This is a genomic window from Pedobacter hiemivivus (assembly GCF_005144565.1).
In the GTDB taxonomy this organism is placed as follows: Bacteria; Bacteroidota; Bacteroidia; order Sphingobacteriales; family Sphingobacteriaceae; genus Pedobacter; species Pedobacter hiemivivus.
Map to the genome: position 1 here is coordinate 609689 of NZ_SWDX01000005.1, position 23354 is coordinate 633042.

Here is a 23354-nt window from a genome sequence, read left to right on the forward strand (position 1 = left end):
AAATTAAGCTACCACGTAGCCCAGCATATAACCATCCGTAGTCTTAAAATAATGAACGGTAAGTTCTTGAGTACCATCAGGCAGATCAACCAATGCATTCAACTGTCCTTCATTTTTCAATTTAAACGGCTTAATGTGGATGTCTTGCTTAAACTCCAATCCTTTCCTACCATTCCATTTATAAATAGCCTCCTTGGCACACCAACAAACATATAGTCCATCAATATTATCACCAACATATTTCTGCGCCAGCTCAACATCCGAAAGAAATTTATGTTTAATGCTTTTTATTTTATGCTTGATGAGCTCGATATCTACGCCCACTTTCTTCGTTTTACCGATAATTACCGAAGCATAATCATAAGAATGGCTTAATGAAATGTGATAATCAAAGTCTGGAAGATAAGGCTTACCATGATCGTCCATTTGGCAATCAATATATTCATCGGTATTCAGCATCGTCCTCAGCAACACGCGGGTACTTAACCAGTGCAGTAGGCGCTTGCCATTATTTAAGGAAGAAATGAAATCGAGTTCATGCTGCTTCAATTGTAAACCCGAGATCAGCTGTTCTTCGGTTTCCTCGATTTTCCAGACCGCCAGTATGGTATCCTCGTCAATATTTTTGTTAAAAACTACAGGCATCTCTATTTTAGACAACTTTGCAAAAGTATCTTAAATTAATCATAATTTCGTCCAAATACTATATAAAATGATCCTGTCTGACAAACGAATTCTCGAAGAAATAGAGAAGGGCACAATTATCATTGAGCCTTTTAAACCCGAAAGCCTTGGAACAAACTCCTACGATGTACATTTAGGTAAATACCTAGCTACCTATACAGACAGGATACTTGATGCAAAAACACACAATAAAATTGAACACTTTGAAATTCCTAAGGATGGTTATGTGCTGCACCCAGGCACTTTATACCTTGGCGTAACCTTAGAGTATACCGAAACTCATGCTCACATTCCCTTTTTGGAAGGCAAATCGAGTACCGGAAGATTGGGTATTGACATCCATGCTACTGCCGGAAAAGGCGATGTTGGCTTTTGCAATACCTGGACACTTGAAATCTCCTGTGCACAGCCTGTCCGCATATACGCAGGCATGCCAATAGGTCAGCTGATTTACTTTGTTGTAGAAGGTGATATCGAAACCATGTACAATGCAAAAGAAAATGCTAAATACAATAATAAAACAACCAAACCAGTTGAAAGCATGATGTGGAAGAATAAGTTTTAACGGGAACAACCTTAATTTTAATGCTATAATAATTAGCCTCAATATTTGTATATTGAGGCTTTGTTATTTATGCTCACAATATGAAATTTAAATTCGTTATTCCTGCTTTATTAGTACTTGGAATCTGTTTTTCATTCGTTTACAAATTAGCTGACGATCCATTTTCTGATTTGATTAAGCGCTTGCAGGAATATAATAAAAAGTACGCACAGGAAAAAGTGCACTTACACCTCGACAAACCTTATTACGCCATCGGCGATGACATCTGGCTAAAAGCGTATGTTGTAAACACTCTAACCTCCGAACCAAGCAACATCAGTAAAGCTTTATTTGTTGAGCTGATCGATGAAAAAGATAAAGTAAAAACCCAGTTAAAACTACCTATGAATGGCGGAATAACCTGGGGAGACTTTAAACTTCCAGATACCTTAAGCGAAGGCAATTATCGCATAAGGGCTTACACACAATGGATGAGGAACGCAGGGCCTGAATATTATTTTGACAAGACCATAAAAATAGGAAACTCCTGGGCCAACAAGGTTTTCACCAACACTAACTATAGCTTTACTAAAGAAAATACAACCGAAAAAGTAAATGCGAAGATTAGGTTTACAGACAAAAATGGCCAACCTTATATCAACAACGAGGTTACCTACGAAATACAGCTTAATGCCCGCAACATAACAAAAGGCAAAGCCACCACCAATAACGATGGCGAAGTTAGTATCAACTTCTCCAACACCCAACCAGCATTATATAAATCAGGTAAAATCGTTGCCACCATCAACCTGTCTAACAACCAAAAAATAGTAAAAAACATTCCAATAACTGCGACATCCAATAATATCGATGTACAGTTTTTCCCGGAGGGTGGTAACCTAGTTCAGTCGCTACCAAATAAGGTTGCCATAAAAGCAGTAAACGCGGCAGGAAAAGGCGAGGATGTGACTGGCATTATTGTAGATAGCGAGGGTACTGAAGTCAATCGATTTGAAACTCAACACCTGGGGATGGGTTGCTTTGTCATTAACCCACAACCGGGTAAAACATACACTGCAAAGGTGAAATATAAGGATGGCTCGGAGCAAAGCCTTGCTTTACCAAAGGTCCAAACGAGCGGCTATGTTTTATCTTTAAATAATAGTACCCCGGATAAGATTATCGTTAAAATAATGATGAGCGAAGATCTGATAGGCACTAACGAATTAAAAATCGTAGCACAGAACAGCGGAAACGTATACTTTGTAACCCGAGCTCCTTCACAAAAACAAATTATCACTGCTACTATCCCTAAAAAGGAACTTCCTTCGGGAATTGTACAGTTTACTTTATTCAATGGAGCCAATACCCCCGTTGGCGAGCGACTTGCTTTTGTAAACAATACCGAAGATCGCATCAATACAACTATAGAAAATTTAAAGCCAAGTTATACGAAAAGAGAAAAGGTAGACCTAAACCTGCTTACCAGCTTTAATGGTAAACCTGTGCGTGGCAGCTTTTCTGTGGCTGTAACCAATACTGCAGCGGTAAAACCTGATCCAGAAAATGAAACCAACATTTTCACAACGATGTTACTTACATCAGACCTTAGTGGTTATGTTGAAGATCCGAACTATTATTTCCTTAATCAGGATAATAAAACCCTGCTAGATCTCGACAACTTAATGCTTACACAGGGTTGGCGCAGGATATTATGGAAAAACATCATTAGTAATATTCCACCTCCCGACACTTTTAAACCAGAAAAATCTATTGGCATTAGTGGAACCATTACCAGCTATGGCGGCAAACCACTTCCAAATAGCAAGGTTTCTCTATTCTCCTCTTCGGGCGGATTTTTTGCCATTGACACTTTAACTGATGCCCAGGGTCGCTTTAATTTCGACAACCTCATTTTTACCGACAGCACCAAATTCATTGTACAAGGCAGAACTGCAAAAAATAAAAAGAGTGTAGATATTAAACTAGACGTTGTACCTGGCCAAATTGTAACCAAAAACAAAAGCACTGGAGATTTGGAGGTAAACGTAAACGAAGCTTTATCAGGCTACCTTAAACGTAGCAACAACTACTTTGATGAACTAACCAAGCGTGGTTTGCTGGAACGAACGATTGTACTAAGCGAAGTAAATATTGTAGAGAAAAAGAATCCAGCTCAGAATTCATCCAACCTAAATGGTGGTGGTCGCGCCGACTATGTGGTGACTGCAGATATGCTGCAGAACTGTGTTACCCTTGTGCAATGTTTACAGGGTCGTGTGGCTGGTCTAATATTTGAAGGTAGCGTACCCTATCTGATGAGAAACATGTCCTCGGGAAAACGACCAATGCAAATCGTTTTAGATGGAATGAATGTAGATTCCGAATTTCTGGATAACATCCAGCCTTCTGATGTAGAAACCGTTGAGGTGTTAAAATCTATCGGAAACACGGCCATCTATGGCTCACAAGGCGGTGGCGGAGTCCTGATCATCACAACCAAAAGAGGCGGCGGCTCCACAGGTAACATTTTTGCACCGGGCATCATCACCTACTCGCCTAAAGGATATCACATCGCCAGAGAGTTTTACTCCCCTAAATACGACCCTGCAACACCAGACAACAGGCTTGATCTGCGCAGTACAGTATACTGGCACCCGCACATTGTAACCGATACTGCCGGCAAAGGCCCATTTAACTTTTTCAATACGGATGAAGCCGGCACTTATAGGGTAGTTGTGGAAGGTATAGATATGATGGGCCACCTGGCTAGAGCGGTATACACTTATGAAGTAAAATAAACACCTACTATGAATACGATTAAAGTTACCATTAAAGACCATTTAAGCCTGATTACCTTAGACAGGGGCAAATCAAACGCCCTAAACAGGGAAATGATTACAGAGTTAAATGATATACTGAATAATATTTCGACAGACCCGAACATAGGCGGAGTGATTATCGCGGGAAAAGAACCTTTCTTTTCGGCCGGGCTGGACCTTATCGAATTGTACAATTATAATGAAGCCGAAGCAGAATCCTTTTGGCACCTATTTCTGAATTTTGTAGCCAACATTACGGCATTTAAAAAGCCTTTGGTGGCAGCCATAAATGGCCATAGTCCTGCTGGAGGCTGCGTAATTGCATTAGCTTGCGATTACAGAGTAATGGCGGAGGGTAAATATATCATTGGTTTAAATGAAGTCCCAGTTGGCATTATTGTACCCAACAGCATATTTAACCTGTATGCTTTCTGGATAGGAACCGCAAATGCATCACGCAGCCTGCTAGAAGGAAAACTATTTAGTCCTGAGGAAGCATTGCAAATTGGCTTGGTAGACGAGCTGGTAAACCCAGCAAGTATAATTACCGCTGCAGAGCGAAAAGTTAGGAAGTACATGGGTATGGAACGCAACACCTGGGAACAAAGTAAGCTCAGCATCAGAAAAGACCTGATTACCAGCACCAGTGCCGATCAAAGTGAAGCCCTTGCCGTTATGTTGAAACAATGGTGGGCACCCAGTACCAGAAGTATATTAAAAACAATTATTGATAACCTGCAAAAAAAGTAAGCCATGTTTAACGAACCTATGTTAAGAGATGATGCCCTAAAAGGTAAAACAATTGTGATTACAGGCGGCGGTACAGGCCTTGGAAAGGCTATGGGAACTTACTTCCTTAAACTAGGAGCCAACCTGGTTATTACCAGTCGCAAACTCGGTGTACTGCAAAAAACAGCACAGGAGATGGAGCAGGAAACAGGCGGAAAGGTTCTTGCCCTGGCCTGCGACGTAAGGGAATATGAACAGGTAGAGCATGTACTTGCCGAAAGCATCAAAGCTTTTGGCAAGGTTGACAGCCTACTAAACAATGCTGCGGGGAACTTCATCTCTCCTACTGAGCGTTTATCGGCCAATGCCTTTTCCAGCATTATCGATATCGTATTAAAAGGTTCTGTAAACTGTACGCTGGCGTTTGGTAAACACTGGATCAAGGAAAAACAATCAGCTAGTATTTTAAATATAGTAACCACTTATGCTTTTACCGGATCAGCTTATGTGGTGCCTTCGGCTTGTGCAAAAGGTGGTGTACTGGCCATGACCCGCTCTTTAGCGGTTGAATGGGGAAAATATGGTATCCGCACCAATGCCATTGCGCCAGGTCCATTTCCCACGAAAGGGGCTTGGGAGCGATTGTTGCCAGGCGATCTTGCTGAAAAATTCGACTTTAAAAACCGGGTTCCATTAAAACGTGTTGGCGAGCATCAGGAATTAGCCAATCTGGCCGCATTTCTGGTTAGCGATTTCTCTGGCTATATCAATGGCGAGGTGATCACCATTGACGGTGGTGAATGGTTGCAAGGAGCGGGTCAGTTTAATGGCTTGGAGGCTATTCCTAACGAAATGTGGGATGCCTTTGAGCAAATGACACGATCAGCTAAGGGAAGCTGACTGAAATCATTAGCAAATGTATCGGAGGTCAATTAAGTCAATTCGCAAATAATCTTCATTATCCCTGTTAAGGATATTACTGTGGCATCCTTTGAAGTAGGAAAATGCTCTCTTCCTGGATAGACAATAAAACGTTTAGTGGCTCCGATGTCTTCGCAACCATGATAAAACCCTTTGGATACGGTCGGCGTCATTGAACGTTTTATCTCAATGGCATATATTTTTGTCGGTGATTGTTCTATAACAAGATCAATCTCTGCTCCTGCTGAAGTACGATAAAACCAAGGTGTTACACCTACTGGCAGGCATGACAACAAATTTTCCAGCACAAAACCTTCCCAGCTAGCTCCAACAATGGGATGACTAAGTACATCATCAAGCGTTTTTAAGTTAAGTAATGCATGTACAAGACCACTGTCCCGTATGTAGACTTTTGGAGATTTAACTAACCTTTTCCCAAGGTTGCCAGACCAAGGCCTAAGGGTCCGGATCAACAACAGATCTTCTAGTAGATCCAAGTATCTTTTTGTAGTTGGTGAAGTAATATCAAGATTTGCACCAAGCTGTACAACATTGACTTGGCTACCTTGCTGATGTGCCAGCATCGTCCACATTCTTCTTAAAGTTGTAGCCGGAATACGTGGACCAAACTGAGGAACATCTCTTTCCAAATAAGTATTAATAAAGTTCAATCTCCATCTTAAGCTCGCATCATCGGTTTTAGCCAAAAAGCTATCCGGGAAGCCCCCTCTTAACCAAAGTTTGTCCTGTTGATTTGGCCTTTCATGTTCAATCTCAGACACAGTCAAAACGGGTAATTCAATATATGCAATCCGCCCAGCCAAGGTCTCAGAAGATTGCTTTAACAGATCAAGGGAAGCTGAACCTAGAATAAGAAACTGGCCAGTCCTATAGCCTTCCTTTCTTCTTTTATCAATAACACCGCGTAGAATAGCAAAGAGTTCTGGCACACGTTGAATCTCATCTAAAATAATAAGTTTCCCCTTATGTAATTCAAAGTAAGCCTCGGGTTCATTTAACTTAGCATGATCAGTTGGACTTTCCAAATCCAAATAAATATGATCTGGATTTATTAAGTAAGCTATTTCTTCTGCTAAGGTTGTTTTGCCAACCTGACGAGGCCCCAAAACTGCAACAGCTGGGAATTCGCCTAATAATTCAGCAATATTTTCTTTAATTTTCCGAGGTATCATCCTTGCAAATTTAACACTTAATATTAATATTACAAGGACGAAGTCTCTACATTACCACCTGAGCAAAGCACTTGCCCAGGTAAAGCCAGAGCCAAAGGCGGCCAGACACACCAGGTCACCATCTTTAATTTTACCCGATTCCCAGGCCTCACAAAGCGCTATGGGCACCGAGGCGGCAGTAGTATTGCCATATTTCTGTATGTTGTTAAACACTCTATCGTCTGGCAGCCCCAACAATTGTTGCACGTACTGGCTGATTCGTAGATTGGCCTGATGTGGCACTAGCAAATCAATATCAGCAGCAGTTAAATCATTAGCCTTTAGCGCCTCATTAATTACTTCAGGAAACTTTACTACTGCTTTTTTAAATACCGCAGGACCATCCATAAAAGGCAATGCTGCGCCACCTTCCAGCTGCTCGGTCGTCATAAATAACCCGCCTAGCTCCTGATCAGGGTATCCGGGTTTATCTTTTAACCATTTATTTGCGCTTGCTCCAGGATAAAACATCGCCAGTAATTCTGCATCTGCCCCATCGCTATGCAAGTGTGTGCTCAAAATCCCCTGACCTTCCTTTTGCGTTGGCTGTAATACTACAGCACCCGCACCATCACCAAATATTACAGACACGTTGCGGCTACGAGTTTCAAAGTCCATTGCAAACGAATGTTTCTCACTCCCCACCACCAATATATTCTTATACATACCCGTTTTAATGAACTGATCGGCAACAGATAAAGCGTACACAAATCCAGAGCATTGATTGCGAATATCTAGTGCTCCAACCTCCTTCATTTTCATTTCGCGTTGGAGCAAAACACCACATCCTGGGAAATAATAGTCGGGACTAAGCGTCGCAAAAATGATAAAATCAACATCTTGCGCAGTAATACCAGCCCGTTCGATAGCAATTTTGGCAGCTTCAACCCCCATAGTTGTGGTTGTTTCTTCCAGTCGATCGGCAAAGCGACGTTCTTTAATTCCGGTCCGTTCTTGTATCCATTCATCACTGGTTTCCATGAAACGCGATAAATCGGTATTGGTATAAACATTTTTAGGAACATAATATCCTATTCCGGCAATCTTTGAACGCTGCATATCCCTTGGCTTTAAGAATAATTTTAAGCAAAATTTACTTTAACTACAACATTATTTTGAAATTAGCTTAAATTTGCAGCATGTCAACAGAAACAAAAGAGGAAACATTTACACTAGAAGAAATACTTACTTCGCTCAAAACTGTTCATCGTTTAATACTTTGGAATGATGATGTGAATACTTTTGATCATGTCATTTATTGCATGATGAAATATCTGGACTACTCTGAAACCCAAGCGGAGAAAATTGCATGGGAAGTACACAATAAAGGAAAATGTGCCGTATTGGAAGGCTCCTTTACTGAAATGGAAGTGTACCGTAAAATTTTACAACAAGAAGGTCTAACCGTTACGGTAGATTAGTAAACAATACTGCCAGCTCTTCCTGGGCTGTTCTAGTCTTATCTTTAGCATACCAACCATGAAGTTTTTCGGCCAGTGCCATCATATCACTTTCCTGGCTTTTCCATCCGTCCAAAAGATCCTTTAATATTTGAGGTCTCGGGCCCCATTTAACCACAACATCTCCACTATTGTTCAACACCAACAATACAGGAATTGCTCTACCCCCATTGGTAAGGTGTGCATCAATTAAAGGGAGATTGGTATCCCTAAGCACAAACCTCAAGTCGAACTTAGTCGGAAAAGTAGTTACAATCTTATCAAAGATTGGTACAATTTGAGCGGCATCACCACACCATCCTTCTGAAATCACCAAAAAACGATAATGACCTTGTACCTTGTTTAAAGCACTGTACAAATCTGGATCAAGTTGAACAGTCTTATCTACTCTACTCATTCTCTGCACATTCATCTTAGTATAATGCAACATCGCCTCAGAATGATCTGTTCCGGTAGTTTTTTTAGCTACCAAAAGCTCATCAATTAAATTCCTGTAAGCTAAATAGCTTAACCCCTCAGTGTTAAAAATATCGTTATAATTGATCATATACCTGTAATAAAATAGTTACGCCACGTTTTTTAAACCTCGGAGTCATTTTTTTGTCCATATTTAGACACACACAAAAACTAAACCCCTTAATGATTACTTACTTCTACAAAGTTCTACTTTTAACACTTGCCATTTGTACGCTCTCTGTAAAAATTAATGCACAAACAACCGGTGACGGGAAAATTACCGCAAAGGTTATTGATGCACAAAGTAATGAAACCATTCCATTTGCTACTGCAATAATCATCGACCGCAAAACCAAGGCTGTTGTAAAAGGTATGCAAGCCGATGTTAATGGGAACTTACTGATCAACGGCCTACCTAAAGGCGTATTTACCTTTAAAGTAAGCTATGTTGGCTATCAAACCATGGTTAGAGATTCTGTTTCTGTCTCGGATGCCCAAAACACGGTTAACCTAGGTACGGTAAGAATGAAGCCGGCCAAAGGAACTGCCTTAAAAGAAGTTGCCATTACTGCTCAGAAAAGCACAATGCAACTAGGTATTGATAAAAAAGTATTCTCAGTAGATCAAAGTTTGGTTAGCGAAGGTGGATCGGCCTCCGATCTTTTACAGAATGTACCCTCCATACAGACAGATGTAGACGGAAATGTAAGCTTAAGAGGCTCTACAGGTGTGAAAGTTCTGATAGATGGTAAACCCTCATTAATTGCGGGTGGCGACATTGCGCAGATCCTGCAATCTATACCGGCAAGCTCAATTGAAAGCGTGGAAGTGATCACTAACCCTTCGGCAAAGTATGACGCGGAAGGACAATCGGGGATCATCAACATTGTATTAAAAAGAAATAAAAAACTGGGTTTAAACGGTAATATAGGCTTAACAGCAGGCAATAGGGACAATTACAATGGAAACACTAGTCTAAGTTTCCAGAATAATAAAATTAATCTATATGGAAATTATGGCTATCGCTATGGTAACCGACCAGGGGGTGGATTTAACAACATTACTTATAAAAAACCCCAGACAGATTTGGTCTATGCTGATCAGACCACGGAGTCTGCGGGATTAGATAAAAGTCACAATGCGAAAGCAGGTATAGATTATTACTTAACTAGTAAAGACATTTTAAGCTTATCGGGAGGCTTTAACAGTAGGAATCAGAAAGAAAGTGACCTGACCATGATTTATAAATATGGGTCGCAAAGAAATCCACTAGAATTCAGCACCAGGAACAATAGTAATGATGGTTCTGGAAATAGTTACGACCTGAACTTCGATTATAGTCATAAATTTAAAACACAGGGGGAAGAATTAACCTTCAACTTCGGTTATTCTACCGGTGACAATGACAGATTTCAGGAGTTCAATACGGCTGTTTACAGTCGTGCCGGAATACCTGTTTCTGAGCAGGTTGAATTACTGAGGAATATAAACAATGGTGAAAATAGCAATTATAATATCCAGGCCGACTATACCCTGCCCTTGGGCAAATTAGGTAAAATCGAGACTGGATACCGCAGCCAGATTCGCTACTCAGATAACAGTACACAGGCTTTGAAGTTTAATAATAATACAGGTGTATATGACGCAGACTATGCCCTGTCTAATTTGTTTGACAGTAAGGATCAGGTTCATGCCTTATACTTAAACTACCAGAATCAGTATAAAAATTTTGGCTACCAAATCGGATTGAGGGGCGAAGACGCACTATTGAATACCAGCTCAGGAGGATTTAACAATGCCGGGAACATAACTTTTACCCCTGGTAAAATTGAATATCAGCGTTTGTATCCAAGTGTTTATCTGACTCAGAAGTTTAAAGGCGAACAACAATTACAGTTAAATTACTCGAGAAGAGTGAACAGACCACGACCATGGGATACCAATCCGTTTACAGACTATTCAAATATAATGAACTGGCGTCGTGGTAATCCGAACTTGCTTCCAGAAGACGTACATTCCTTTGAATTAAGTTACAGCAAGTTTTGGCCCAAAGTAACCTTAATTTCATCGGCATATATGCGCCGTACAAATGACCTCATTCAAAGAGTAAGATCGGCTCCTAATTCGGATGGAGTTACGATCACTACCCCTTATAATTTAACAAGAGATATATCTAGTGGATTTGAATTTATAAGTAAAGTTGACGTCCTGAAAGCCTGGAACTTCACCGCCAATGTGAATGTATACCACAGTGATATTGCTGCTGCCCCGGCTTATGATATTGAGGGCAACTCGGGCTTTAGCTGGAATACCAATGTAACAAATAACTTTATTCTCCCATACAGCATTACGCTTCAGGTTAAGGGTGAATATGAGTCTGATGAGGTAATGGCTCAGGGAAAGAGAAATGCCAACTGGGTAGCAGATGCCGGAGCAAAATATGATTTCCCTAATAAAAAAGCATCGCTGAGTTTTAATGTACGAGATGTCTTTAACACCCGTAAATGGAATATGGAGTTTGAAGACAGCAATACCAAATCGGAATTTCAAAGAAGAAGATATGGCCCTGTAGGAAACCTTACCTTCTCTTATCGTTTCGGAAAAACAACCTTCATGAAAAAGAGCAAAAAATCTGACCAGGGAGAAGGGCGTTCTGACGAAGAATCTTTCTAGACATACACCACAAGCATAACCAAATATTGAAAAAACTATTAACCCTCGTTTTTTGTCTGTTATTGTTGTTTGTCGGCACTACTGATTTGTATGCCGCAGCCGACAAAGGCATAATTACCGGTAAGGTGGTTGAAGAGGTTGGGGCACTCCCCATCCCCTCGGCTGTAGTTGCAGTTTATGAAGCTGATGCTGAACGTCCATTTGCAACCACATCTACAGATGAAAATGGCGTCTTTAAGTTTAATGCCTTAAAGTATACAACCTATAGGGTAAAAATCAGCTATGTCGGTTTTACCGCGTTAACAGTTAATGAGGTAATCCTTACCGAAAAAAATGCGGAACGCAATCTAGGCACGCTAAAATTAAGCAGTGAACAGAACAATTTAAGCGAGGTAACCATTACGGCAGAAAAACCTGTTATTGAGTTTGCCGCCGATATGATTACTTACAATGTAGATAAATCTATTTTAGCTGAGGGAAGTACCGCTACCGATATTCTTAAAAATGTACCTATGGTACAAGTCGATATTGATGGGAAGGCAACGATTGCTGGAAAGCGATCAACCCGGATTTTTATTGATGGGAAACCTTCGGATTATATGACTTCCAATATCTCCGACCTTTTAAACGTATTGCCTTCTGATGCGATAGAAAAGATAGAGGTCATGACAAATCCCCCGGCCAGATATTCTGGCGATGGGGAGGGTATCATCAACATTGTGATGAAAAAAGGGTTTGCAATTGGTTTTAATGGCAATGCAGGTATAACTGCTGGTTTGCAAGGGAATACCAATACAAACGCCAATGCCTCTTACCGCAGCAAAAATTACTCACTGACGGGTAGTGCAGCTTATAGAAGCAATATTGGTAGAAGTACATCCCATTCCTACCGAGAAAACTTTGACCTGGTAAAAGACACAACTTTCTATTACGACAATTACGGCAGCAGCAGAAGCAATAGCAATGGTGGAAACTTTAGAGGGGGCCTGGATTGGGACATTACAGCTCAGCAAAATCTACGCGTAAGCACCAACTTTAACACCAACAACAGCTCCAGTAGGTCGGGTACGGATTTCAATTTCTTAAGTGAGGAACTGGCCCTAAAACGTGTCCGTAACCAATTGAGTACTGCCGATGGGGGCAGTCATAGTTTGGTTTTTAATGCAGATTATAGTTTAAAGGGAAAAGAAAACGGCGACAAGCTAACCATTGGGCTAACCTATAACAACAACGCTAATGATAACTTAAGATTACTGGATCAGCATTACAGCTTACCGGTTACCCTTAACCCTTCCCTACGCGAGAATACCGACGAGGTAGGCAATAACGGGCTTACGCTTAACCTGGATTACGACAGGCCCATTTTTAAGAAGCGTGATCAGTTTGAAGCTGGACTAATGTACACTCAACGGAAAAACGACAACGACATGTTGGTGCGGGATTTTAACTTTGCTACTCCGGAGTATGTCATTGCCGAAAAGCTAAGTAACCAGTTCCTTTACAATGAAAGGATCATTGCTGGATATACGTCCTATAACTATAAAGGCAAAAGCTTTGGTGTTAAAGCGGGTATTAGGGCCGAGCTGACAGATGTAGACTTCGACCTATCGACCGGCGATAGTTACAACATCAAGCCTTACTTAAGTTTATTCCCAAATATCTCCATCAATCATTTCTTCAAAAAAAGATATAACATTGGGGCTACTTATAGTGTACGGGTAAACAGGCCAAGGGAAAATACCCTAAACCCACAGATCAATAACAACGATACACTTAACGTTTCGTTTGGTAACCCTGGATTGGTTCCAGCTTATACCCAGCAAATGGACATTAGTTTTGGTGCATTTGGCGAAAAGTGGTCTTTCACCCCCCGACTATCTTACTCTACCAGCAGCGGCGTAATAGAACGTTACCGCACAGTAAATGTAGTAAACGGCGTGGCTACTTCCGAAACCACTTATTTCAACGTAGGCTCTAATGATATTTTTGGATTGATATTAATCGGAAACTACAGACCAAGTAAAAAACTAACCGCTAATGCTAATTTTACGCTTACACAGAGCAAATACTCCTCTTCCCTGAATAGTGCGCTGAATAGAGATGGTTTGAGCATCAGGAGCGCCCTGGGGCTATCTATGCAACTCCCGTTTAAAACGGCTTGTGAGGCCAATATTAATTATGCCAACAATGCGAATGCACAGGGCCGAACTAAGGCTTCTGTATCGAGCAGCATGGCCGCCAGAAAAACTTTCCTAAAGAACAGACTTAGCGCAAGGATAACTGTTAGCGATCCTTTTGGCAAACGCAACAATACCCTGTTTAGTGAAGGGGTTAATTTCAAGTTGCAAAGTTATTCGACCAGCAATACGAGTAATGTAACCATGAGCCTGAATTACCGCTTTACGAAAATTAAAAAAGTTCCAACTCCACCTAAAGCCAAATAGCCTAGCTAAAATCAGAAATTCGTATATTGCGAACATGGAAGAGCATAATCCCTGGATAACAATTGATAGCCATAAAATCTACGAAAACAACTGGATTGGGCTAACAGAACACAATGTAATCAACCCTTCAGGGGGTAAAGGTATATATGGCGAAGTGCATTTTAAAAATTATGCCATTGGCATTATGGTATTGGACCAAGATCACAACACCTGGTTGGTTGGGCAATACCGATTCCCTTTAAAAGCATATAGTTGGGAGATCCCCGAAGGTGGTGGCCCACTTGAATCTGATCCATTAGAAAGTGCACAACGTGAATTACAGGAAGAAACAGGTCTTTTGGCAAATGAGTGGATAGAGCTACAACGGATGCATTTATCTAATTCCGTAAGCAACGAACTAGCTATCATTTATATGGCCAGAGACTTAACTCAGGGTGAATCTTCGCCAGAAGAAACGGAAGAGCTGGTATTGCGTAAACTCCCGTTTGAAGAGGCCTACCAGATGGTAGTGAATGGCGAAATTACCGACAGCATGAGCGTTGCTGCGATTTTAAAGACCAAAATATTGATCCTCGAAGGCCATCTATAATTTTTTATCACATTAAATAAACTATGAACAAATTTCTAGGCTATATCTTCAGTCTACTATTTTATATCTCCTTTGGCTTAGCATTGGTCATCTTCCATCCCATTCAATGGGTGTGCTACAAGTTTTTTGGCTATAAAGCACATAAAGCATCTGTTGATGCCCTTAATTTCTTCTTAACCTACACTGATCTGCTGATGGGCTGCTCCATCACCTTCATAAATCAACAAAACCTGCCTACTGATAGACCGATCATTTTTGTGGCCAATCACCAAAGCATGTATGATATTCCGGGCCTCATCTGGTTCTTAAGAAAACACCATGTAAAATTCATTTCTAAAATTGAGCTGACGAAAGGGATTCCTTCGATTTCTTACAATCTGAAATATGGAGGGGGTGCAAATATAAACCGTAAAGATAGCAAGCAGGCTGTCTCTGAACTGATCAAACTAGGCCGAAGGATGAAGGAAAACAACTGGTCGGCCATGATCTTTCCCGAAGGCACCCGTGCCAAAGACGGCCAAATGAAAGCTTTTCAGGTTGGCGGCATTGCAACACTTTTAAAAAAAGTCCCCAATGCTTTAATTGTGCCTGTAGCCATTGAAAACTCATGGAAATTAGTGCAGTATGGCTTCTATCCTTTAAGCTTTGGGGAGAAATTAAGGTGGACCGTATTAACTCCTATAGAGCCCGGCAATAAGAACCCTGAAGATATTGTGCTTGAAGCCGAGCATGCAATCCGAATTAAGCTAAACCAGGTAATATCTAATCCGATTTAGATATTTTTATTGTCTATATGCTTAAAAAATTCATCCCTATAGGTATCACCTATTGGAATAATTTTGCCGCAAATAGAGATCCTGCTACGTTCAATACTATCAATCTTGTCCAAAGCAATGATGTACGATTTATGAACCCTGATGAATTTCCCTTTCGGTAAGGTCTCTTCCATCTTTTTCATATTCTGCAACGTGATTACACGCTCTGTTTTTGTAAATATGGAAATGTAATCCTTCAAGCCCTCAATGTAAAGTATATCATCCAATTCAATCTTCTGGATTTTATGCTCTGTCTTCACAAAGATAAAGTCTTGAATAGGATTAACCGGATGCGGCGCAGGAACAATGGCCATTAATGGCTGTATAGGAGCGTCAGGCGGACTAGTCACCTTTACCTGATTATGCACCTTCTCTACAGCTTTATAAAAGCGATCAAATGCAATAGGTTTTAATAGATAATCAGACACATTAAGGTCGTAACTTTCTAAGGCGTACTGAGAATATGCCGTCGTTAAAATGTAATTGGCCTTTCCACTGGCAATCTTTAAAAACTGTATTCCCGTCAATTCAGGCATCTGAATATCCAGAAACACAATATCCACCCCACCCGCCTGCACCATTTGCAGTGCTTCGATGGCATTTTCTGTACGTTTAACCAACTCCAGAAAAGGTACTTTAGAAACGTAATCCTCTATAATATCAAGCGCCAGCGGTTCATCATCAACAGCTATACATTTTAACTTTATCATATATCAAGCATTAGTTCGGTAGTATAATGAGTTGCCGAATTTACAATATTTAATTTATACCTATCAGGATAAAGTAGTTGCAGCCTGCGTTCCACGTTGTTTAATCCCACACCCCCCATTATATCTTTGTTGTAGGTGTTCTTCTTATTCGTCACACTGAAGTGCAATATCTTTTGATTGGCAATGATATTGATCCTGATTGGATCTTTGGGATCGTTAGCTACTCCATGTTTAAACGCATTTTCTACAAAAGAGATCAAAATCAATGGTACCACATGCTGATCATCAATCTCACCATGTAGAGTCAACTCAACCGCAGCTCCATCCTTAAACCTCAATTTCTGCAACTCTATATAACTTTGCACATAGGTAATCTCTTTACTTAATGACACCCAGCTATCGTTACTTTCGTAAATCATATAGCGCATAATTTCTGATAGCTTTAAAATGGCATCAGCCGTTTTATCAGATTTTTGATAGGCCAGGGAATAAATATTATTTAAGGAATTGAACAGAAAATGCGGGTTAAGCTGCGATTTTAAAAACTGTAGCTCCATATCTCTTTTTTCGCTTAGTAGGTTGCGCTGAACACGTTCGCTGCCAAACCAATCTATAGCAAACTTTAGCAACGCACTTACCACTACAAAAAAGCCGGATACAAAAATGGCAAACACAATATATTTAGTAATCTCGAAGTACTCTATTTTACCAGATTCCTGACTAAAATAAGTTAAAAACAGATCGCTATTCAAGCTTGCGACCACCGTCTTTATAATCACCATAATGGCGATAAGCATAAAGATGGCGAACATATATAGTCCGTATTTCTTTTTCTGCTCCACCAATATGGGAATCAGCAAAGTATAATTGATGTAAAAGATAGAAAGGTTGATGATGGCGAAGTAACCAAACTTCACCATTACTTCATAGGAAGATGGTCTTTGATCGCCATTAAAAGTGTCCCAAAGCAATACTGACAATATAAGCAGCCAAAAAAATAGGTGTACAGCTAGAGGGCCTTTGTTTTTCATTTATATAGGGTAATAATTAAATATCTGAGCTATCAAATTACACAAATCTAATTATTTTAAGACGGAGGCATTCGACCAACGGGCATTTTTCTTCTACCAACTGGCATAAATGATTTGATTGATGGGATAACACTCCAATTCAACCGTTTATCTAGTATAAAATACACTTGGTCTAAAAGATTTTAGCAGCCTATTTTTATTTATTCTATTTGTTTCATCAAAGCAAAACAAATAAAGGACTTATGAAAAAGTTAGCAAATACTTCGCCATTCTTATTACTACTGGTTCCAGTATTTATAGTGATATTATTGACATTCATAACTGCTGGTTCTGATCGTCAAAATGAGGATTTAGCTGTAAAAGCTCCTGCTATGAAAACTACCTTGACCAAAGTAGTAAGCCCATTTTCCAAATAACAGCAGCCTTTTAGCCGAGGCTACATACTACCTACGTGCATTTAATGCTCCAGGTAAATAGCATATAAATTTTAGTTTAGTTAATAATAAAAGATGGCAGTGGATACCGCCATCTTTTTTGCATTCAGGTTGTTGTGAAATTATTTATAATAATATTTTGAAAACTAAAATATTAGTTATAGCTTTGTACTAAATCTTTAGTTATACCGAAAACTGCGCATAAAACGGAATAACCTATAAGAACAGAACTACAAACCGAATATAATATGGAAATAAAAGATCTAACCAAGGCAGAAGAGCAGATCATGCAAATCATCTGGCAAATCGAAAAGGGCTTTGTTAAAGAAGTAATGGACTTTTTACCAGAACCAAAACCCGCCTACAACACCGTATCAACTATTATCCGCATTCTCGAAACCAAAGGTTTTGTTGCGCATGCGGCTTTCGGAAAATCGCATCAGTACTACCCCCTGATCAGCAAGGAAGATTATAAACGACACGCTACAGAAAAGCTTTTAGATGGCTACTTCGAAAACTCTGTAGAGAGCATGTTCTCCTTCTTTGTTAAAGAAGAAAAACTGGATTTGAGCGATGTAGATGAAATCCTAAAAATGATTAACAAAATTAAAAACAGACCAAGATGAGCTGGGCACATTACATACTGCAAGTCAATATTTACCTGCTGGTATTTTATGGCTTTTATAAGTTATTGTTAGACAAAGAAACTTATTTCACACTTAACCGAATTTACTTGCTTTCAGCAGGCCTACTTTCCTTAACTATCCCCTTTTTAAGGTTCGAGTGGTTTACTGAACAGCCGGCAACACAACCCTTTTCTGCTGGTATTGGGGAATTAAATGACCTGATGACCGATGTAATGATCGGGAATGCCGCTCCGGATAGATTTAGCATGGGCAATCTGGCAGTCTCTATTTACCTCATTGGAATCCTATTTTTTCTAGGAAAATTCATTTGGCAGCTCTTTGCTATCAGTAAGCTATTAAAAAGGACGGACAAGGGCACTGCTTTTTCATTCTTTAAACACAAAAGAATCGATAAAAATCTGCCTCAGCTATCAACCATCCAAAAACACGAGGAGATACACATACGCCAATACCACAGTCTGGATATCATTCTTTTTGAAGTCCTAGCCATCTTTACTTGGTTCAACCCGGTGATCTATGCCTACAAAAAAGCAATAAAACACATCCATGAATATCTAGCAGATGAAGAGGCCGCAAAGTTTCAAGGCGATAAAGCAGAATATGCCCTATTGTTATTGAGCAAGGCTTTTGGTGTTCCTCAAAACGCATTAACGAATAGTTTTTTTAATAAATCACTTATCAAAAAAAGAATTTATATGTTACACAAACCAAGATCAAGGAGATCAGCCATCCTAAAATACGGCATGTTTGTTCCCCTATTTGCCATAGCATTAACTATGTCATCGGCAACCATCAGAAACAATAAGGACATCAAGAAAATTGCTGATGAGATCCCTTTAAATACACCTTTAGAAGCAATTAAAGAGGTAGTACAAGAGTCTATAAACAAGCCATTACCTCAGGTTCTGAAAAAAGCTACTGCTACAGGTCAAACAACAGGAATTACCGAGGAGGGCTGGGAAGACTTTTACATCTACGCGAAACGAGCCATTAGGTATCCTTATTTCGCTCATAGGGCCAAATTACAGGGCAATACTATGATCCAATTTAAAGTAGCAGACGGCTTAGTAGAGAACGCCGCTATTGTTGCCAGATTAGGAGAAGGCTGCGATGCAGAGGCGATGAGAGTAATTGTGAGTTATCAAAAATACAAGGACATTAAAGATGGCAATTATACCTTGAAGGTTAAGTTTGTACTTGATGGCGCCAACACTCCTTTAAAAAATGAGACTATAGCACCAGTAAAAGGCTATAAAGCCTTAAATGACATCACCATAATGGGTTATGCATCCACTCCAAAAGAAACTGTTGATGCCAACTCAAATGATCCCAATAAAGTTTATGACTTTGTGTCAATTGACAAACAGCCAACTTTTGCAGGAGGATTTGAACAATTCTATGCCTATCTAAAAAAAGAGATAAAATACCCTGCCGAAGCAGTTAAAAACAATGTTCAAGGTAAAGTATTCCTCTCTTTTGTAGTTGAAATAGATGGAGACCTAACCAATATTAAAGTTGAAAGAACTCTTGGATCTGGTACAGATGAAGAAGCGGTAAGGGTATTAGAGGAATCACCAAAATGGATTCCAGGCACGCAGAATAGCAGACCAGTACGTGTAAAATACAATATCCCCATTACTTTTAGTTTAAACAAAGAAGGGAATCAATCAGGCAAGAGTCAGGGGCAAATCAACAATAGTAATAGCAATGGTCCGAGCTTTAGCAGCAATAACATTACGGTGACAGGATACGGAACTAAAACTGCAAATCCTCCACTGTATGTAATAGACGGAAAAATCATGGAAAATGCAGATATCAATTCCATAAAACCTGAAGACATTCATTCAATCAATGTATACAAAGATGCTAAAGCCACGGCTATATATGGAGCAAAGGGCGCCAATGGAGTAATCGTAATTACAACCAAAGCAGCAAACAATGCCGAAAAAGCATCTGAAGTAAAACAGAAGTAATTACAAAATCTAGAAAAAAAAGAAACCCGACCAATACAGTCGGGTTTCTTTTTTATATCAAGCAAATTGCTAGTCTCTAAAGGTCTGAGGGAATTGTCCAAAAGCTATAACCATATTATATTTTACGCGTATAAGCTTTTCCTTCTGCATCCCCGGAATCCATTTCGGGGATTCTTTTAATAACCTAACGGCTTCTTCATCCGTGCCCGAACCTAGCGGCCTTTCCACCTTAACATTGGTTTCTTTAATTGTGATTTGTAATACATAGCGTTATTTAAGTAAGCATTTAATTATCTAATCTATAAAGAAATAACTACAAAACCTATATAAGCAAAGAACCCCAACCAAAATGGTCGGGGTTCTTCGTGTAGTACCTTGTCTCGTGGTATAAAACTATTAAATATCTTCCTCAGATACAAATTTTGCAGAATAAAAATCTCTATTCATGCGTGCAATGTTCTCTAAAGAGATGCCTTTAGGGCATTCTGCCTCACAAGCTCCTGTATTGGTACAATTACCAAATCCTTCCGCATCCATCTGCGCAACCATACTTTGTACCCTACGGTAACGTTCTGGCTGTCCTTGAGGCAACTGTGCCAACTGAGAAATCTTTGCAGACACGAAAAGCATAGCTGAAGCATTTTTACAAGTAGCCACACAAGCACCACATCCAATACAAGCTGCAGCTTCGAAAGCTGAATCCGCTTGTACTTTAGGAATTGGAAGGTTGTTAGCATCTTGTGCATTCCCTGTATTTACCGAAATAAAGCCACCTGCAGCAATAACTCTGTCAAATGCAGATCTATCTACAGTTAAATCTTTAATTACGGGAAAAGCCTTTGCTCTCCATGGCTCAACAACGATGGTATCTCCATCCTTAAATGAACGCATGTGTAACTGGCAAGTAGTAATTCCGTCTTTTGGTCCGTGCGGTCTGCCATCGATATACATAGAGCAGGCACCACAGATCCCCTCTCTACAATCGTGATCAAACACAACAGGCTCGTCACCCTTAGAAATTAACTGTTCGTTTAATACATCAAACATTTCTAAGAAAGACATATCAGGAGAAATCTCTGATAGTTTATAATCCACCAAACCACCTTTGGCTTTTGTATTTTTTTGACGCCAGATTTTCAGCGTTAAATTCATATTTCCTGTACTCATGATATTGAGATTTTAGTACTTAGCTATTATTTATAACTTCTTTGTGCAACCTTGATGTTTTCAAATTTCAGCTCTTCTTTATGCAGCTCAAATTTAACACCCTCTTTGAACTCCCATGCAGCTACGTAAGCATAGTTTTCATCGTCACGCATCGCTTCACCTTCTTCAGTTTGATACTCTTCTCTGAAGTGACCACCACAAGATTCATTTCTGTTCAAAGCATCGATACACATCAATTCTCCAAGTTCGATAAAGTCGGCCACACGACCTGCTTTTTCTAACTCAGGGTTAAACTCGTTGGCTTCTCCCGGTACACGAACATCGCTCCAGAATTCCTTACGTAGTTCTTGAATTTCAGCAATTGCCTCAGTTAAACCTTTAGCATTACGTGCCATTCCACATTTGTCCCACATGATCTTTCCTAATTTCTTATGGAAATGATCAACAGTCTTAGTTCCTTTAATCGCAAAGAATTTATCAATAATTCCTTTTGCATTAGCCTCAGCTTCAACAAATGCAGGGTGATCCTGTGGAATTGGTTTTGTTGCCAGTTCTTTAGATAAATAAGCACCAATAGTGTAAGGAATTACAAAATAACCATCCGCTAAGCCTTGCATCAACGCAGAAGCACCCAAACGGTTTGCACCGTGATCAGAGAAGTTAGCCTCTCCTAAAGCATATAAGCCCGGCACAGTGGTCATTAAGTTATAATCTACCCATAAACCACCCATAGTATAGTGAACCGCAGGATAGATACGCATTGGCAATTCATAAGGATCTTCTCCAGTGATCTGCGCATACATATCAAACAGGTTACCATATTTTTCCTTGATTACCTCACGGCCTAAGCGCATACAGGTTTCTTTATCAGGATTATGGATATTTTGTACGTTAGCTTCAATACGACCGTAACGTTCAGTATTGGCTTTAAAATCAAGATAAACAGCTAATTTAGATTTACCTACACCATAACCTGCATCGCAACGCTCCTTAGCTGCACGTGATGCAACATCGCGCGGTACAAGGTTACCAAAAGCAGGGTATCTGCGCTCTAAATAATAATCTCTTTCATCCTCAGGAATCTCAGAAGCCTTACGGGTATCATCTTTCTTTTTAGGAACCCAGATACGTCCATCGTTACGTAACGACTCAGACATCAGGGTTAATTTAGATTGGTGATCTCCAGAAACTGGGATACAAGTAGGGTGAATTTGCGTGTAGCAAGGGTTACCAAAGAAAGCTCCTTTTTTGTGTGCTTTCCAAGCTGCCGTTACGTTACTACCCATTGCATTTGTAGAAAGATAGAATACGTTTCCGTAACCACCACTGCAAAGCAATACCGCATGTCCCGAATGACGTTCTAGTTCGCCGGTAAGCAAGTTACGGGCAATAATACCACGCGCTTTACCATCAACTACAACAACTTCAAGCATTTCGTGACGGGTAAACATTTCAACTTTACCCATTCCGATTTGACGCTCTAAAGCGCTATAAGCACCTAAAAGCAATTGCTGACCAGTTTGACCTGCAGCATAGAATGTACGTTGAACCTGTGTACCACCAAAAGAACGGTTGTCTAATAAACCGCCGTACTCTCTGGCCAGAGGCACACCCTGAGCCACACACTGATCTATAATGTTTGCACTTACTTCAGCTAAACGATGTACGTTAGCTTCACGTGCACGGTAATCACCACCTTTTATTGTATCATAAAATAAACGATAAGTACTATCGCCATCATTCTGATAATTTTTTGCCGCGTTGATACCACCTTGAGCTGCAATAGAGTGCGCTCTTCTTGGTGAATCCTGGAAACAAAAACATTTAACCTTATAACCCATTTCAGCAAGGGTTGCTGCTGCCGAAGCACCTGCAAGTCCAGAACCTACTACGATAACTTCTATGCTTCTTTTATTGGCCGGGTTAACCAATGGCATAGATGAACGTAATTTAGTCCATTTTTCTGTTAACTCTCCTTCAGGTATATGAGCATTTAATTCTGCCATGTTATTTAAACTTTAAG

General features: G+C 40.0%; 21 protein-coding genes. 12 read left to right on the forward strand and 9 right to left on the reverse strand.

Annotation, left to right across the window (positions count from 1 at the left end; all coding sequences use genetic code 11):
• Positions 1 to 3: 3 nt before the first annotated feature.
• Positions 4 to 645, reverse strand: a complete 642-nt coding sequence (locus FBD94_RS15665) for a 4'-phosphopantetheinyl transferase family protein (RefSeq protein ID WP_136880870.1) — start codon at positions 643 to 645, stop codon at positions 4 to 6.
• A gap of 67 nt (positions 646 to 712) precedes the next feature.
• Here FBD94_RS15665 and dcd point away from each other — a divergent pair, with 67 nt between their 5' ends.
• The 4 genes from dcd to FBD94_RS15685 all read left to right on the forward strand — a co-directional run bounded on the left by dcd (position 713) and on the right by FBD94_RS15685 (position 5679).
• Positions 713 to 1249 carry a dCTP deaminase gene (gene dcd / locus FBD94_RS15670; protein ID WP_131607997.1) on the forward strand — a complete coding sequence of 179 codons (537 nt, stop codon included), beginning with the start codon at positions 713 to 715 and terminating at the stop codon, positions 1247 to 1249.
• 80 nt (positions 1250 to 1329) lie between these two features.
• The gene (locus FBD94_RS15675; RefSeq protein WP_136880871.1) at positions 1330 to 4029 is read left to right on the forward strand and encodes a TonB-dependent receptor plug domain-containing protein; all 2700 of its coding nucleotides are present in this window, start codon (positions 1330 to 1332) and stop codon (positions 4027 to 4029) included.
• Between the two features lie 9 nt (positions 4030 to 4038).
• Positions 4039 to 4800, forward strand: a complete 762-nt coding sequence (locus FBD94_RS15680) for an enoyl-CoA hydratase/isomerase family protein (RefSeq protein ID WP_136880872.1) — start codon at positions 4039 to 4041, stop codon at positions 4798 to 4800.
• A gap of 3 nt (positions 4801 to 4803) precedes the next feature.
• A complete protein-coding gene (locus tag FBD94_RS15685) occupies positions 4804 to 5679 on the forward strand; it encodes an SDR family oxidoreductase (protein WP_136880873.1) in 876 nt (291 codons plus the stop codon).
• 32 nt (positions 5680 to 5711) lie between these two features.
• Here the strand turns inward: FBD94_RS15685 and FBD94_RS15690 are convergent, their stop codons facing one another.
• Both FBD94_RS15690 and FBD94_RS15695 read right to left on the reverse strand, forming a co-directional pair.
• Positions 5712 to 6893, reverse strand: a complete 1182-nt coding sequence (locus tag FBD94_RS15690; RefSeq protein ID WP_136880874.1) for an ATP-binding protein — start codon at positions 6891 to 6893, stop codon at positions 5712 to 5714.
• 51 nt (positions 6894 to 6944) lie between these two features.
• On the reverse strand, positions 6945 to 7991 hold the full coding sequence (locus FBD94_RS15695; protein ID WP_136880875.1) for a 3-oxoacyl-ACP synthase III family protein: 1047 nt from the start codon (positions 7989 to 7991) through the stop codon (positions 6945 to 6947).
• 80 nt (positions 7992 to 8071) lie between these two features.
• Between FBD94_RS15695 and FBD94_RS15700 the strand changes: the two genes are divergently transcribed.
• The gene (locus tag FBD94_RS15700) at positions 8072 to 8353 is read left to right on the forward strand and encodes an ATP-dependent Clp protease adaptor ClpS (RefSeq protein WP_131607992.1); all 282 of its coding nucleotides are present in this window, start codon (positions 8072 to 8074) and stop codon (positions 8351 to 8353) included.
• Here the strand turns inward: FBD94_RS15700 and FBD94_RS15705 are convergent.
• Complete coding sequence (locus FBD94_RS15705; protein WP_136880876.1) at positions 8340 to 8939, reverse strand: thioredoxin family protein; 600 nt, start codon at positions 8937 to 8939, stop codon at positions 8340 to 8342. The two genes, FBD94_RS15700 and FBD94_RS15705, sit on opposite strands and share 14 nt — an antisense overlap.
• Before the next feature lie 92 nt (positions 8940 to 9031).
• Between FBD94_RS15705 and FBD94_RS15710 the strand changes: the two genes are divergently transcribed.
• The 4 genes from FBD94_RS15710 to FBD94_RS15725 are packed head-to-tail and all read left to right on the forward strand — an operon-like array spanning position 9032 to position 15330.
• Positions 9032 to 11521, forward strand: coding sequence for an outer membrane beta-barrel family protein (locus FBD94_RS15710; RefSeq protein ID WP_136880877.1), 2490 nt, complete (start codon positions 9032 to 9034; stop codon positions 11519 to 11521).
• 26 nt (positions 11522 to 11547) lie between these two features.
• Positions 11548 to 13965 (forward strand): outer membrane beta-barrel protein, encoded by a 2418-nt coding sequence (locus tag FBD94_RS15715; protein WP_235884500.1) that lies wholly within the window; start codon positions 11548 to 11550, stop codon positions 13963 to 13965.
• Positions 13966 to 13999: 34 nt separating this feature from the next.
• A complete protein-coding gene (locus FBD94_RS15720; protein WP_131607989.1) occupies positions 14000 to 14554 on the forward strand; it encodes an NUDIX domain-containing protein in 555 nt (184 codons plus the stop codon).
• A gap of 23 nt (positions 14555 to 14577) precedes the next feature.
• Positions 14578 to 15330: a lysophospholipid acyltransferase family protein gene (locus tag FBD94_RS15725; protein ID WP_131607988.1), complete on the forward strand. Its 753-nt coding sequence runs from the start codon at positions 14578 to 14580 to the stop codon at positions 15328 to 15330.
• Here FBD94_RS15725 and FBD94_RS15730 read toward each other — a convergent pair.
• Both FBD94_RS15730 and FBD94_RS15735 read right to left on the reverse strand, forming a co-directional pair.
• Positions 15327 to 16079 carry a LytR/AlgR family response regulator transcription factor gene (locus FBD94_RS15730; RefSeq protein ID WP_131607987.1) on the reverse strand — a complete coding sequence of 251 codons (753 nt, stop codon included), beginning with the start codon at positions 16077 to 16079 and terminating at the stop codon, positions 15327 to 15329. The two genes, FBD94_RS15725 and FBD94_RS15730, sit on opposite strands and share 4 nt — an antisense overlap.
• Positions 16076 to 17110 carry a sensor histidine kinase gene (locus tag FBD94_RS15735; RefSeq protein WP_131607986.1) on the reverse strand — a complete coding sequence of 345 codons (1035 nt, stop codon included), beginning with the start codon at positions 17108 to 17110 and terminating at the stop codon, positions 16076 to 16078. Before FBD94_RS15735 ends, FBD94_RS15730 begins: the two co-directional genes overlap by 4 nt.
• A gap of 242 nt (positions 17111 to 17352) precedes the next feature.
• Between FBD94_RS15735 and FBD94_RS25955 the strand changes: the two genes are divergently transcribed.
• The 3 genes from FBD94_RS25955 to FBD94_RS15745 all read left to right on the forward strand — a co-directional run bounded on the left by FBD94_RS25955 (position 17353) and on the right by FBD94_RS15745 (position 20164).
• Complete coding sequence (locus FBD94_RS25955; RefSeq protein WP_165503545.1) at positions 17353 to 17526, forward strand: hypothetical protein; 174 nt, start codon at positions 17353 to 17355, stop codon at positions 17524 to 17526.
• A 266-nt stretch (positions 17527 to 17792) separates the two neighbouring features.
• Positions 17793 to 18170, forward strand: a complete 378-nt coding sequence (locus FBD94_RS15740) for a BlaI/MecI/CopY family transcriptional regulator (protein ID WP_136880878.1) — start codon at positions 17793 to 17795, stop codon at positions 18168 to 18170.
• Positions 18167 to 20164: a M56 family metallopeptidase gene (locus FBD94_RS15745; protein WP_136880879.1), complete on the forward strand. Its 1998-nt coding sequence runs from the start codon at positions 18167 to 18169 to the stop codon at positions 20162 to 20164. Before FBD94_RS15740 ends, FBD94_RS15745 begins: the two co-directional genes overlap by 4 nt.
• A gap of 69 nt (positions 20165 to 20233) precedes the next feature.
• Here the strand turns inward: FBD94_RS15745 and FBD94_RS25960 are convergent, their stop codons facing one another.
• From FBD94_RS25960 to FBD94_RS15755, 3 genes are all read right to left on the reverse strand, one after another.
• The gene (locus tag FBD94_RS25960) at positions 20234 to 20392 is read right to left on the reverse strand and encodes a hypothetical protein (RefSeq protein WP_169472321.1); all 159 of its coding nucleotides are present in this window, start codon (positions 20390 to 20392) and stop codon (positions 20234 to 20236) included.
• A 168-nt stretch (positions 20393 to 20560) separates the two neighbouring features.
• A complete protein-coding gene (locus tag FBD94_RS15750; protein ID WP_131607983.1) occupies positions 20561 to 21331 on the reverse strand; it encodes a succinate dehydrogenase/fumarate reductase iron-sulfur subunit in 771 nt (256 codons plus the stop codon).
• Between the two features lie 26 nt (positions 21332 to 21357).
• On the reverse strand, positions 21358 to 23337 hold the full coding sequence (locus FBD94_RS15755; protein WP_131607982.1) for a fumarate reductase/succinate dehydrogenase flavoprotein subunit: 1980 nt from the start codon (positions 23335 to 23337) through the stop codon (positions 21358 to 21360).
• Between the last annotated feature and the right edge of the window lie 17 nt (positions 23338 to 23354).